At 39.8% G+C, this 13,473-nt stretch carries 9 protein-coding genes; 4 read left to right on the top strand and 5 right to left on the bottom strand.

What is annotated here, in order from left to right:
* Positions 1 to 180: 180 nt before the first annotated feature.
* Both B9A58_RS04145 and B9A58_RS04140 read right to left on the bottom strand, forming a co-directional pair.
* Positions 181 to 1,260 carry a restriction endonuclease gene (locus tag B9A58_RS04145; protein WP_084371997.1) on the bottom strand — a complete coding sequence of 360 codons (1,080 nt, stop codon included), beginning with the start codon at positions 1,258 to 1,260 and terminating at the stop codon, positions 181 to 183.
* Positions 1,241 to 2,425 carry a DNA cytosine methyltransferase gene (locus tag B9A58_RS04140; RefSeq protein WP_084371152.1) on the bottom strand — a complete coding sequence of 395 codons (1,185 nt, stop codon included), beginning with the start codon at positions 2,423 to 2,425 and terminating at the stop codon, positions 1,241 to 1,243. The genes B9A58_RS04145 and B9A58_RS04140 overlap by 20 nt, the downstream gene beginning before the upstream one ends.
* A 365-nt stretch (positions 2,426 to 2,790) precedes the next feature.
* Between B9A58_RS04140 and B9A58_RS04135 the strand changes: the two genes are divergently transcribed.
* Together B9A58_RS04135 and B9A58_RS04130 are read left to right on the top strand one after the other, a co-directional pair.
* The gene (locus B9A58_RS04135; protein WP_084371151.1) at positions 2,791 to 4,797 is read left to right on the top strand and encodes a tetratricopeptide repeat-containing sensor histidine kinase; all 2,007 of its coding nucleotides are present in this window, start codon (positions 2,791 to 2,793) and stop codon (positions 4,795 to 4,797) included.
* Between the two features lie 92 nt (positions 4,798 to 4,889).
* Positions 4,890 to 6,587 (top strand): RluA family pseudouridine synthase, encoded by a 1,698-nt coding sequence (locus B9A58_RS04130; protein ID WP_084371150.1) that lies wholly within the window; start codon positions 4,890 to 4,892, stop codon positions 6,585 to 6,587.
* Between the two features lie 9 nt (positions 6,588 to 6,596).
* Here the strand turns inward: B9A58_RS04130 and B9A58_RS04125 are convergent, their stop codons facing one another.
* The 3 genes from B9A58_RS04125 to B9A58_RS04115 form a co-directional block, all read right to left on the bottom strand.
* Positions 6,597 to 7,121, bottom strand: a complete 525-nt coding sequence (locus B9A58_RS04125; RefSeq protein WP_084371149.1) for a hypothetical protein — start codon at positions 7,119 to 7,121, stop codon at positions 6,597 to 6,599.
* Positions 7,122 to 7,276: 155 nt separating this feature from the next.
* A complete protein-coding gene (locus tag B9A58_RS04120) occupies positions 7,277 to 8,464 on the bottom strand; it encodes a phosphoglycerate kinase (RefSeq protein WP_084371148.1) in 1,188 nt (395 codons plus the stop codon).
* A 249-nt stretch (positions 8,465 to 8,713) separates the two neighbouring features.
* Positions 8,714 to 9,334 carry an L-threonylcarbamoyladenylate synthase gene (locus B9A58_RS04115; RefSeq protein WP_084371147.1) on the bottom strand — a complete coding sequence of 207 codons (621 nt, stop codon included), beginning with the start codon at positions 9,332 to 9,334 and terminating at the stop codon, positions 8,714 to 8,716.
* A 78-nt stretch (positions 9,335 to 9,412) separates the two neighbouring features.
* Between B9A58_RS04115 and B9A58_RS04110 the strand changes: the two genes are divergently transcribed.
* Positions 9,413 to 10,012 carry a ribonuclease HII gene (locus B9A58_RS04110; RefSeq protein ID WP_084371146.1) on the top strand — a complete coding sequence of 200 codons (600 nt, stop codon included), beginning with the start codon at positions 9,413 to 9,415 and terminating at the stop codon, positions 10,010 to 10,012.
* 224 nt (positions 10,013 to 10,236) lie between these two features.
* The gene (locus B9A58_RS04105; protein WP_084371145.1) at positions 10,237 to 13,302 is read left to right on the top strand and encodes an ATP-binding protein; all 3,066 of its coding nucleotides are present in this window, start codon (positions 10,237 to 10,239) and stop codon (positions 13,300 to 13,302) included.
* The last annotated feature ends 171 nt before the right edge of the window (positions 13,303 to 13,473 follow it).

Here is a 13,473-nt window from a genome sequence, read left to right as displayed (position 1 = left end):
AACCAGAGCTCAATTCATGAATGCTTAAATAAAGTATTTAAAAGGTGTTTTTGTATTTCTCGTTCTAGTCGCCTTTTTTCATGTTCCAGGGTGAGATGGATCGACATACCCATTGATAAGTTTTGAGTAGTAAAACTTGCCTTGAGCGACTTGGTAATGTGTATGGATTTATTGGGTTGGTTAGTTTAAAACTCGTTCCATGTAACAATCAAGGAATTCTTCTGTCACACCCTTGATTTTTCTTCGTTGGCAAAGTGCGTAAAGCTCTTCGACCGCAGAATATGTGAAATACCTAGTATCCAAGTCAGCAAACTGTGGTTTGTTAGCTTCTTTTATAACTTTGTCACGATCTTCATCGGGTGCAACAATTACATATCTGGTTGGAAAAGGAGGGAATTTATCTTTGAAATTCTTCATTCGACTTAATCCACTTGTAACTCCCGTTGAATGTTCAACCTCCATCACTGCAGGCATAAGTTTCCCGTTCTTGAACCAAATGCAATCAATTAGTAAAGCAGCCTGTACAGCATCGTCATAAGCAATCATGAGTTGCTCATCTTTGAGAGAAGCAATGACACCTTCATATTCTCCAATCCTCTTGTTCTGATAAAGAATGCCCTTATCATTTTGAGCAATCCAAGTTCTAAAGTTTAGTTGTTTGCCGATGAAGTACAGTGCTATCTGGATTTGGGCATGTCTTCTCAGCACTTCAATATCAAGTTCCTGTTCCTCAATCTGATCTGAAGGCAAGACTAGCGAATCATAAAAAGCATCTAAAGCAGGCATTTCAGAAATTACAATCTCTGTTTCAGCTTTTTCTAGAATCCCTAATCTGTGGGGAGAATCAGGTCTCCAAAGTAGATGCTTATGTCCATGCTTAATTGAAGTTTGACCTCCTTTATTCTCGATTCTTCCTGGATAACAGAAGTAGAACTCAGGGGTATATGCCAAAAGTGCCTCCAAGACACTTCGTGTGTTGTAACTACCACCCAATACTCTATCAAGGTTAATAGGCGCACTTGGATTAAATGCGTTTGCTACCCTCCAGATCATTTCCGTTGAAATATGTTCAACCGATTTGTCATTTTCGGATTGGCCTTTAGCAGGTTCCCATCTCTTTATCCGGATTGGCCCTTCGGGTAGATCTATTCCCTCAACTTTGATTACACCTTTAGTTCTAGGATTGATATAATTGTAAACCGTATTTTTTTCTAGTTGATTAATAAAAGCAACAAGGTTGCTAGCCGATAACTTCCGCATATTCAGGATTCTTGATTTTGACATTTTTGATGTAGTCCAAAATGGTTTCTGCCAATCCCTTGGCTGCCAGAAACGGAACACCATTTCCAACTGTCTTAAACATGTTAGTAAGAGAAATGTTATCTGGAATAACGAATTCCTTAGGTAAAGACTGAATGGCCAGTGCATCAGCCACTGAAATTCTCCTTGCTTTATATGGATGCAAATGAACTTCATTATTTCCATAGGCTGCTGTTGGGGAATATCTCCAGCGATGAAGCCTTTTATATGATTTTTTCAAGTCGTCTCCCTCATAAATTGTCAGGAATTTTGGTAAGCCTGCTCGTGGTTGGAAATAATGATTTGAATTTGGGTGATTTTCAACATCATTTTTCTTAAACCAATGTTCAACCGTCAATTCTTCCAAGACATCGTTGGGGCATCTCTTAGTTGAGTTTTCTACAAAGGTTTCTTGGGTTGGCCAGTTTAAGGACAAGACAATCTTAGATATGTGAGAAATTTTAGAGTCCCAAGGGAATGCTTTTAGTATGGGAGATCCGTTTAGCTCTAAGCCAAAATCAGTCAAAATATTTCTTTTGAATCCAATCAAGATTATTCTTTCTCGATCCTGTGGTGCTCCGAATTCAATTGCGTTGATGAGTTTTTCTGTTAGGTAATATCCGTTAGCAATCAACTTAGTTTTAATAGAGTTGAAAAACTCACGATGCTTCTTGGTTCGATAAAGCCCTTTGACGTTCTCAAATAGAAAAAAGTCAGGATTATTTCGAGTAATTAATTCAACGTATGTGCCTGATAGTTTGCCATTTTCGCCTTCAACACCTTTGTTCTTCCCGCCAACCGAAAAATCCGGACATGGTGGTCCACCAATGAATCCAATTAGATCATGTGTTGCCCTTGCTTCTTCAATACTTTGTCCAAGAAATTGTGAGCCTCGTTTATTAAGAAATGTTTCAATACTTTCGGCATTATATCCAAAATGCGGCTCTGCAATTTTTAAGTTCGTTCGTGAGGACTTGTAGATGTCCAAAAAAGGTTTGTGATATTCGTTAACAAAAAGCGTTTCGAAATCTTTTGTCATCTCGAATCCCAAATCCAAGAACCCTGCCCCTGCAAAAAATGAGAAAATGCCGATTTTAGGTGTTTGTTTTTCAAGAGAGTTCAACATTTTCCAAATTTAATTTTTTCAGAGCGCAATTGCTATAATTCAGACTCTTTTGGTTTTTCAGGGGTTGGTGTTGTGGTGGTAAAAACCAAATGTGCCTGAATGTTCGGCTGGTTTTACGTATCGGCATGAAACTTACATCCAAATAAGCATCATGGTGTTTATTCTACTAATATGGCTGAATAAAGTGCACTATGCAATTTTATATCGTGTGGATTTTTGAAGATTAGGTTCATCTGTTTCATCAATGAAAGGACGAATTTGCAATCACGTGAATTGGGCTGTTTAAGTTTAGGTATTGATCAAAGCGACCATTCTAATATTAGCAAAAATGGCTATATTGATTAGTTACTATTTGGCAGCTAGCTATGAGAATATTGAAAAATCTGATTATCACCTATGTCTTATTATCTTCTTTTTTTCACATTTGTGCTCAAACTCCAGAATTAGATAGCCTTCAGAACAGTCTGTCTCAGCGCACAGTAGATAACATTGAAAAAGTAGATCTCCTCCTACAGATTTCTTTAAAGTCTAATCGCTACGATCTAAATAAAACCTATGAGTATAGCCAAGCTGCATTTGATATTGCTGACTCCATAGGCTATATCAATGGACAAGCGCAGGCGCTCAGAATGATAGCCGAATACTATATGAGAAGGCCTGGCAATGACAAAGACACTGCATTAGTTATTTTGAATGATGCTTTGGATATACAACATGGCGCTGATGATGGGGTTGGTATTGGAAGAATTTATAGGAGTATGGGTACTTGCTATTTCTTTTTAAATAAGTTCCCTGAAGCACTGGATTATTCTTATCGCTCACTAGAGCTGTTAGAGAAGTCAGGTCTGAATGAGGAGGTGGCCAATGTGTCCACAAACATTGGTTCTATGCACCTCATGCAACGCAATTTTGATCAAGCCTTAGACTACTATCTACGAGCGCTTGGTGTTTTCGAAGAACTGGCTCAGCCATACAAAATTGGGGTTTGTACATTTAATATTGCTGATGTTTACCTCACCCTTGGCAATAGTGAAAAGGCGGAGGAATACCTGGCTATTGCCATGCCTATTCTGAAAGAATTAAATTTAGTAACAATGTTGCCAAGTGGGCTGAATAGCTATGGTCGCATATCTCTGATGCAAGGTGAATACACGCAGGCTTTAGAGTATTTTAAAAAGGCTTTGGAACAAAATGAGTCCATGGAAATATTGCCTTCCAAATGTGATAACCTGATCGGACTTACAGAAACCCATCTGACTATGGGGCAGTACAGTCGAGCAAAAAAGTATGGCGAAGAAGCGCTTGAGTTAGCCAAGAGTGTCAACATAGTAGAAAGGAGACGGCAAATATTGGAGTTGATGTCTCAGGTATATGCTGGACTTGGAAAATTCAAGGAGGCCTATGAAATACACACTACATTCAAATCATTAAGTGATAGTCTGTTTAACGAGTTAAATATTAAAAAAATTACAGGACTGGAATATCAATATGAATTTGAAAAAGAAAAGGAAATGTTAATTCTCAAACAGAAAGAGAAAGACGTATTGCAGCAGTCCAAAATTGAAAGAGAGCTGATACTTAGAAATAGCTTTATTGCCGGATTCATATTGCTGCTTTTGTTTGGTGTGGTGCTATTCAAAAACCTTGTCGAAAAAAGAAAAGCCAATAAAAAATTAGAGGCAATTAATAAATCCAAGGACGATATTTTCGCTGTCATTTCTCATGATCTCAGATCTCCAGTTGGCAATATCAAGGCATTTATTGATTTGATCATTTCAAGTCCTAACCAATATGATCAGAAAGAGACCATGATGGTTTTGGCCAAGCTAGGCGCACAAAGTACAACAGTTTATAATATTTTAGAAAACTTGCTGGTCTGGGCCAAAAGCCAACGCAAGGGGACAGCTCTTAACTTAGAAGAACAGCCCGTGCAGAATGTGATTTTCGAAAACGTCAATTTGCTTCAGGAAAAATTGAAAGAGAAACAAATTCAGATTGAAAATGAAGTTGATGAAAGCCTTACCATGTCTTTTGATCATACGTTGATTTCTACTGTTGTTAGAAATGTTTTAGCTAATGCCATAAAGTTTTCTAAGGATGGAGGTAAAATATTGATCCATGCCGTTTCAATAGATCAGGGGGTTAAGGTATCTATTTCAGATCATGGGGTTGGTATGGATGCGCAAACATTGGAAGGCCTTTTTGATCAATCTTCCTACAATTCTAGCTCAGGCACACATGAAGAACGCGGGTCTGGACTTGGCCTTAAATTATGCAAAGACTTTGTTGAAATGCATGGTGGTTCGATATGGATGGAAAGTAAAGAAGGACAAGGAAGTACGTGTCATTTTACACTAAATCGTTTGGAATAAATTTCGTAGATGAACCTTCCTGAAGTGTTAAAATGAAGAATGGCCAATTTCATTCAAAATTTATCTGCCATTAACCCCTACCTTTGCCATCTATGAATGAGGCAACAAAAAAAGAGGCTCAATTATTCACAAATTTTCATCAGGATATTGATGACTTTTCTTTGCCTAAAAAGTTTACTTACCCCTTTTTCTACGAACCGCATCCTTTGTGCCAATTGGCAGCAAAGCAACTTCAAAAACATTTGTCTGAACAAACCAATTGGCAACATGATTTTGGAATAGACCACTGGGTAGATGGTGTGAATGTAGGGAAGATGTTTGGGGTGCTATTGGTACAAAATCAAGAAGAAGAGATAGGTTTTTTATCCGCATTCTCAGGCAAATTGGCTGATGCCCATCATTTGCCTGGCTTTGTACCACCTGTAGTGGATTATTTGGCGGTAGATAGTTTTTTCCGAAAAGGAGAAAAGGAGATAGAGCAAGTCAATAGTGAACTAGATGCTTTGCAAAAAGCAGAGGCATATCTCCGAGCAAAGTCAGATTGGGAGCAAGCGAAATCACAAGCAGAACTGGAATTATCACATGCCAAAAAAGTCCAAAAAGAAGCCAAAAAAGAAAGAAAAACAAGAAGGGAAGAGGCAAAGATATCTATGCCAGATTCTGCCTATGAACAACTAGATGCCAAGCTCAAACAAGAGAGTATGCAGATGCATTATCAGAGCAAGGACTTAGTTCGGAAATGGAACACTGAGCTTGCAGAGAAGGAGGCTGCTTTTGAGATATGGAATGAGCGGGCAAAAGCTTTAAAAAGCAAAAGACGCCAGATGTCGAATGACTTGCAGCAGCAGATATTTGACGAGTATCAATTTCTAAATATCAAAGGCGAAACGCGAGGACTTTGCGATATTTTTGCTGAAACGGCTTTTAAAGTCCCTCCATCAGGTGCTGGAGATTGTGCCTTGCCCAAGTTGCTCCAATATGCTTTTCGTAATCAACTAAAACCTCTGGCCATGGCTGAGTTTTGGTGGGGACAGTCGCCTAAGTCTGAGGTAAGGAAACACGGCTACTTCTACCCATCTTGTAAAGGCAAATGCGAGCCTATTCTCGGCCACATGTTAGAGGGTATGGAGGTAGAGCAGAGCCCTATGTTGAGTGTTTGCACAAATGATAAGGAGCTAAAAACAGTTTACGAAGACGAATACCTATTGGTGATCAACAAACCTCATGAATTCCTGTCAGTGCCTGGAAAGACCAATGCCGATTCTGTATTGAACAGAATGGAGGACGCATATCCCAATGCCACTGGACCACTTTTGGTGCACAGACTGGATCGGGCCACCTCAGGCTTGTTGCTGGTGGCTAAGACTAAGGAGGTGCATAAGGATTTGCAAGACCAATTTTTGGATCGTACGATCAAGAAAAGGTATGTGGCTTTGTTGGAAGGTTTAATTAAAGAAGAGGAGGGTACAATCGAGTTACCCCTTCGACCAGATATAGAAGATCGGCCAAGACAGCTGGTGTGTTTTGAGCATGGCAAGCCAGCAGCTACGAAATGGAAAGTTGTTAAGAGATATGCCAACCACACACTGGTGCATCTTTGGCCTTTGACTGGCAGGACACATCAGTTGCGTGTGCATGCGGCTCATCAAGACGGGCTGAATACGCCCATGGTGGGGGATGACTTGTATGGTAAGCCTGATATTAGATTACATTTACAAGCGGCTGAGTTGTCATTCATTCATCCAGTGGCTAAAAGGGAAATGACCTTTGTATTGGAGTCCGAGTTTTAATGGATTTTGTCAATCATTGGTTCTTGTCGCCTCATACTCTAGTAATGTGAGTTGATATCCACTGGCGTATGTTCGAATCAACTGGGCTTTGTGTGAGTCGTCTGTAATATCATAAATTCTTAATACATTGGTCCAGTTGCCATAATTATCCTTTCCATTCTCCGTTTCTACAAATTGGTCGTTTTTCCATTCACCACTGATTTTGGTTGTCTGGTTGGAATTGGCCTGTGCCCAAACCACCATAAATTTATTGTTAGACTGGTCGAATGTACGGTAAGTGATCGCCTTGTAGTCAGTGCCATCCTCCCAGAGAATATGATGATCATCTAGTATGGCTGAGGAATCGTTGATATAAAAAACGTTTGATTCTCCTTCTCCAACATACATTTTTGGGTCACCTGGTCTGAGAAGACCCTTGGTTTGCCATTTCCATTTCCCCAGTTTAAATTCCAAAGAAGTAATATTGGCAGGTTGGGCTAAACTAACTTGAAAAGACAAGCCAAGAATGAATAATACAGAATAGGTGAGTTTCATTGAATTTTTTATTTCTAACCTAAGTACAGCAAGGGCTATTTCCTAGTATTAGTTGAGTTGGTCTGATTAAACGTCTTTCTGCCGACATCCGGCATGGAATAAAAAAGCCTTTCTGATAATTCAGAAAGGCTTTTAGCAATATCTTATATTTGAAATTAATCTTCCAGAGCAGCAACGCCAGGCAATACCTTGCCTTCCATGTATTCAAGCAATGCACCACCACCTGTAGATACGTAGGAAACTTTGTCACCAAAGCCCAGGTTGTTGATCGCTGAGGCTGAATCGCCACCCCCAATTAAGGAGAAGCCATTGTTCTCAGTTGCGGTTACTACTGCCTTGGCAATTGATTCAGTTCCATTGGCAAAATTCGGGAATTCAAAAACGCCCATGGGTCCATTCCAAAGTACAGTTTTTGAATTGGCTACTACCTCACTGAATATTTTCACTGTTTCTGATCCGATGTCCAATCCCATCCAACCATCAGGAATTTTATCTCCATCCACTACTTGCGAATTTGCTTCATTGTTAAAGTCGTCAGCTATTTTGTTGTCGACGGGCAGGTACAAATTCACGCCTTTTTCTTTGGCCTTAGCTTCCAGTTCTTTGGTCAACTCCATTTTATCATCTTCACACAAAGAGTTGCCAATCTGACCACCTTTGGCTTTAGTGAACGTGTAAGACATGCCACCACCTATAATAAGATTATCCACTTTGTCCAACAACTTCCCAATGATCAAAATCTTATCAGATACTTTGGCTCCACCCATAATAGCAGTGAACGGTCTTTTTGGGTTATTCAATACTTTTTCAGCATTGTCAAGTTCCGCCTGCATGACATAGCCACATACTTTGTCTGCGAAAAACTTTGCCACAATAGTAGTAGAGGCGTGTGCACGGTGAGCGGTGCCAAAGGCATCATTTACATAAACATCACCTAGCTTGGAAAGTTTTTCAGCAAATGCTTCATCTCCTTTAGTTTCTTCTTTGTAGAATCTTAGGTTGTTGAGCAGCAACACTTCACCTGCTCCTAAACCTGCCGCCAAGTCAATGGCATCCTGACCTATACAGTCTTCAGCGAACTTCACTTCAGTGCCAAATCTTTCAGAAAGTGTAGCTACCAAATGCTTCAGTGAGAATTTTTCATCAGGCCCATCTTTCGGACGTCCCAGGTGACTCATCAAAATGGCAGATCCGCCATCCGCTAAGATTTTTTTAATGGTAGGGGTTGCTGCCTTTATTCTGGTGTCATCCGTAATTTCAAATTCGGCATTCAAAGGCACGTTGAAATCTACCCGTACTAAGGCTTTTTTGCCTTCAAAATTGAATTGATCAAGTGTGTTCATTGTAATTCGTGTTTATTATCTAATAAATTTTATAGCAATCATGGATGCTGAAATTGATAGGAGATCAAAACTATTTGTCATTTCGACGAAGGAGAAATCTAAGTATCTTTAGAGATAGGGTTAAGATTTCTCACTGTCGTTCGAAATGACAACAGGAGCTGAATTGCACTATGCTGTGTTTTTTTCTTTATCATTTCATCAACCTTTTGGGTCATGCGCTTATTTATTATCAATGTTCATTTTAATTTCCTAATGGCTCAACTTCAAATTGAGTGTAGCCAATATTTCTTCTTCTGAGATAGCTCCTTTTCTGAGAATCACAGGCATTTTATGTTCAAATCCTACAATAGTAGATTCCAGTCCATGTAGACTTGCACCCCCATCTAGAATGTATTCGATACTATCACCAATTTGTTCATTTACTTCTTCTGCTGTGGTAGGACTAGGATGTCCGCTCAAATTGGCACTGGTGACTGCCAGAGGGAAATCCAGCTGTTTGAGAAGCTCCAACGTCATGTCGTGATCGGGTACCCTTAATCCTATGGTTTTGCCATTAGACATCATAATGGGTGATACTTCCTGAGTGGCCTCAAATATTAAGGTCAGCGCTCCTGGCCAATACTTTTCTGCCAAGGTGCGGGCGTGGTTGGGTATGTTTTTCACGAAGCCTGTCGCCTTTTCGAGGTGATCCACTTGAGCGATCAGTGGTTTGTCTTGTGGACGTTTTTTGACAAGAAAAATCTCCTGGAGAGTTTCCGTTTTTTGTGCATGACCAGCCAAACCATATACCGTGTCAGTGGGAATTCCTACTAACTTTCCAGCTCTGAGCAAGGCGGCAGCGTGCAATATGTCTGTTCCTATTTTTGCCATTTCGATTAAACGAAATGCGAAGGTACAGAATACATTGAAAACATGAATTTTTCTTCACAAGATTCCTATTTTTGAAGTATGTCTTTATTGCCATTTTTTAGAGAACATACGATTGAAGCAGGATGTGACGAAGCAGGCCGTGGTTGTCTGGCGGGTCCAGTAGTTGCAGCAGCAGTTATTTTGCCTACTGACTATTCACATGAAGTCCTTGATGACTCTAAGAAACTGAGCCTCAAACAGCGCAATGCCATCAAGGACGAAATCAAATCAGATGCTATTGCTTGGGCTATTGGTGTGGTCTCACATACCGAAATTGACGAAATCAATATCCTGAATGCTTCATTTTTGGCTATGCATAGAGCAGTGGATCAGTTGAAAACTGAGCCAGAGTTGCTATTGATTGATGGCAACAGATTCAAGCCCTACCCTGACATTCCACACGAAACAATCATCAAAGGGGATGGCAAATACTACGCGATAGCTGCTGCATCTGTGCTTGCAAAAACTTATCGCGATGAGTTGATGACAGACTTGCATCAGGAATTCCCTAAGTACGCCTGGCAGTCCAATGCTGGCTATCCTACTAAGGCTCACAGACAGGCTATTCGTGAGTTTGGCATTACCCCGCACCATAGAAAAAGCTTCAGACTACTTCCCGAACAACTTGAATTATTCTAATGACCAAGAATTAACTATTTGATGGTAAATTGAAATGAATCATTGTCTAAGGACAGCTATACTTAAAAATCAGCACTTCGATTTTATGATAAACCTCAAATGTCGCTATATACCCATTTTATAGTAATTGTGTATTTTATTAATTCTCCAACTAGGTTTAGTTGATAATATTCAGTTTATTTAAGAATCCTTTTCGCCTGTCTTTAATTTAACTAAACCTCTTGATGAGTTTGATAAAGTCAGCATTACTGTGTTTAGCCTTCCTACCTACTGTCATTTTCAATATTTGGGCACAGTCCAGTGAAAAAGGTCTGCCATTTATAGACTATTATGCCCCTTCAGATTACCGGGCTGGCAGTTTCAATTTTAATGTAATAAGAGATTCACTAGGCATCTATTACTTCTCTAATGACGATGGAGTACTGGTTTACAATGGCGTGGATTGGAACCTTATTAAAGTCACCAAGGAAAAGTCAGTTTATTGGGTACAACAAGACAATCAAGGTACTATATATGTAGGGTCTGATGGGGAGTTTGGTTATTTAAAATCTTCTGATAGCGGAAAGCTGGCCTATGTTTCCTTGATGGATCATATAGACCCACAGTTCCATGACTTTGGTGCTGTATGGGAAATCGCCTGTTCGAGCAAGGAGGTAGTATTCAGATCAAGAAAATACATTTTCAAATGGAAAGACAATAAAATCAAGGTTTTTCACCCATCGGATCAAGGCTTTGATATCGCCTTTACCGTAAGGGATACCGTTTTTACCAGAAATCGAGGCGTAGGCTTGATGTATATGGATGGAGATCATCTGAAGATGAAAAAGGGAGGGGAGTACTTTGCTGATATTAAAGTCAACATTTTTCTGCCCTATGAAGACGCGCTGTTGATAGGAAGTAGATATGACGGGCTTTTCTTGATGAAAGATGGCGAAGTACAGGTGTTAGAAACAGAAGCCGACGATTTTTTTAAGAAATACAAAATATATCATGGGTGTGTAACCCATGATGGGAATTATGCCTTTGCGGCCTATACGAAAGGTGTGGCTATCATTGACAAAAATGGAAAGCTATTGGAGATGCTTGACGAAAAATCGGGACTGATTGATTTCCAGTATTTATTCGTAGGCATGTTTGATGCGAACAATCTTTGGATTGCGAATGGCGTTGGAACCAGTAAGGTAAAGATACTTTCACCCTTGTCGTACTTTGATCAAAGAAGGGGATTGATAGATGTAGGAACTGATATTATTAGGTATCAAGGTAATGTCTATGCTACGACGTTGAGAGGACTTTTCAAGCTAGAGCGGGGAGATTTTGGTGGGCAATTTGTTCCTTTCAATTCTGAGGACTTCTATGAGATTTATTCTTTGGGCATCATGGATGACCAAATGATAGTGGGTTGTCAGCGAGGTTTGATTGCCTATAGCAATGACAAATTCAGTTTTTTGGATGATCAGCGCCTACACTATGCTAGGGTGTCTCAAGATGAAACCAAAGTTTATGTTGGCATAGGGGAAGTGGGCATGGGCATGTATCATGAAGAGGCTAACTCATTGAAATTAATCAAGCTTGAAGGATTTACAGAGCCTATAAAAAAGATTGAGGAATTGGGTGATTTGATTGTGTTTGTATCCAAATATGGTACGCTAGGAATCGTTTCTCATAGAATGACGCAAGGCATGCAATATTTAAAACTGGAAGAAGAGTATCAGGTAGGAAATGCGGCTATTGTGCCCTGTGGGGATAAAGTTCTGGTGGTTGCAAGAGATGCTTGGTATTATATAGATAAAACAGGAAAACTTTCTGAACCACGTCCCTTGGCGTTGTCCAACGTGCCGGCTAAGATTCTACAAGTGGTTTCTGCCAAAGAAGAAACACTGTGGGTCAGCTATCAAGACGAGCAACGGGTCAATTATAACGAATTGGTAGTGATGGAGGAAGGTCAGATGACTGCCACAGGCATTGCTTTTGGTTCACATTTTCATGTCACTTCATCCTTTTCGGATTTGGATAGCGTACTATGGTTTATAGGAGATGGGGGTGCTGTGAGATATGATCAGAAGATTCCAACGATTGCTGAGACAGGTGATTTTCGCTGTCATGTGGGCAAAATGGTATGGGGGAAGGATTCTGTGATCTTCGAAAACGGTTCGGATGTGGATCCTGTTGTGCTGCCTTATGATCAGACAGACATAAGATTTACTTTTTTTACTAATGAAGTAAATGCCAGTGAAGAGAAAGTTTTTCAATATAGACTAGTAGGTAGAGATAATGAGTGGTCTGACTGGTCTAGGGAGTCGAAAAAAGATTATACTGGACTAGCTGCTGGTGAATATATTTTTCATGTCAGGGCCAAGAATACAATCAACCAGTTGAGTAAAGTGGATGCCTATCACTTTTATGTGAGTAGACCATGGTACCGTTCGAGGTATGCCATTATAGCCTATGTTGCTAGTATTCTGGTTTTGATTTATATCCTTTTTAGAATCAGAACGGCGAGTTTGGAACAAGCTAAATTGAATTTGGAAAGGATAGTATCCAAACGAACTGCTGAAGTGGAAGCTCAGAAAAAGGACTTAGAAACTCAACGGCTCGTACTACAAAATGCCAATGACACCAAAAATCAACTATTTTCTATAATAGGACACGACCTGCGAAGTCCCTTGAATTCGCTACAGGGATTGACGGATCTGATTCATCATTATCAGGCTGAGCAGCAAACTGAAATGGTAGATGAAATGGTCGAGCACATGGCTGACTCAGTAAAAAGGTTGAGACACCTTTTGGACAATTTGTTGACTTGGGCACTGAACCAATCTGGCAATTTCAAAGTTGACCCAGAGTTGATCAAAGTCGATTTTTTCTTAAAGGAAATTATTTCAATTCTAAGGGAATCTGCAAAATCTAAAAAAATTACCTTGGAGCTATCAGGTTCGTCTGGTTGCTTGATTCATGCGGATAGAAATTCGCTTTCCACTGTGCTTCGAAATTTGATCAATAATGCTATTAAATTTTCTAATGAAGGCTCTAAAATTGAGGTTGGATATGGCTGTGATCACCAGAAGACGACTATCACTATCTCTGATAATGGTGTGGGAATCTCTGATGATAAACTAGAAGAAATATTCGAACTCACGCACTCTACCTATGGTACCAACAATGAAAAAGGTACTGGTCTGGGTCTTGTCCTTGTGAGCGAATTTGTGGCGCTTAATGACGGGACTATAGAGGTGTCGAGTAAACTTGGCGAAGGCACCACATTTACGCTAACATTCCCCAATAAGTAATTGTAGTATAGTAGGCGCAATTCGCTGTTTGTCTTACGCGAGATTATTTCATTTGCAAATAGGAAACTAATCATAGTTCTTAGCGTATTAGAATCCTAATTGTAGATTAAATCATATTGTAAATGGAACCAGTTTCCATCAGAGTCAAGTCTAGACATAACCTTGATGATT

The sequence above is a fragment of the Reichenbachiella faecimaris genome (assembly GCF_900176375.1).
GTDB classification, from domain to species: domain Bacteria; phylum Bacteroidota; class Bacteroidia; order Cytophagales; family Cyclobacteriaceae; genus Reichenbachiella; species Reichenbachiella faecimaris.
The sequence above is the reverse complement of the archived record's forward strand: the minus strand, read 5'-3'. Positions and strand labels throughout refer to the sequence as shown.

Bases quoted from the DNA above. Each gene is read 5' to 3' on its own strand.
- B9A58_RS04115 (WP_084371147.1), bottom strand. From the start codon at position 9,334: ATGGCAAAAATAGGAACAGACATATTGCACGCTGCCGCCTTGCTCAGA.
- B9A58_RS04130 (WP_084371150.1), top strand. From the start codon at position 4,890: ATGAATGAGGCAACAAAAAAAGAGGCTCAATTATTCACAAATTTTCAT.
- B9A58_RS04135 (WP_084371151.1), top strand. From the start codon at position 2,791: ATGAGAATATTGAAAAATCTGATTATCACCTATGTCTTATTATCTTCT.
- B9A58_RS04120 (WP_084371148.1), bottom strand. From the start codon at position 8,464: ATGAACACACTTGATCAATTCAATTTTGAAGGCAAAAAAGCCTTAGTA.
- B9A58_RS04145 (WP_084371997.1), bottom strand. From the start codon at position 1,260: ATGCGGAAGTTATCGGCTAGCAACCTTGTTGCTTTTATTAATCAACTA.
- B9A58_RS04140 (WP_084371152.1), bottom strand. From the start codon at position 2,425: ATGTTGAACTCTCTTGAAAAACAAACACCTAAAATCGGCATTTTCTCA.
- B9A58_RS04125 (WP_084371149.1), bottom strand. From the start codon at position 7,121: ATGAAACTCACCTATTCTGTATTATTCATTCTTGGCTTGTCTTTTCAA.
- B9A58_RS04110 (WP_084371146.1), top strand. From the start codon at position 9,413: ATGTCTTTATTGCCATTTTTTAGAGAACATACGATTGAAGCAGGATGT.
- B9A58_RS04105 (WP_084371145.1), top strand. From the start codon at position 10,237: ATGAGTTTGATAAAGTCAGCATTACTGTGTTTAGCCTTCCTACCTACT.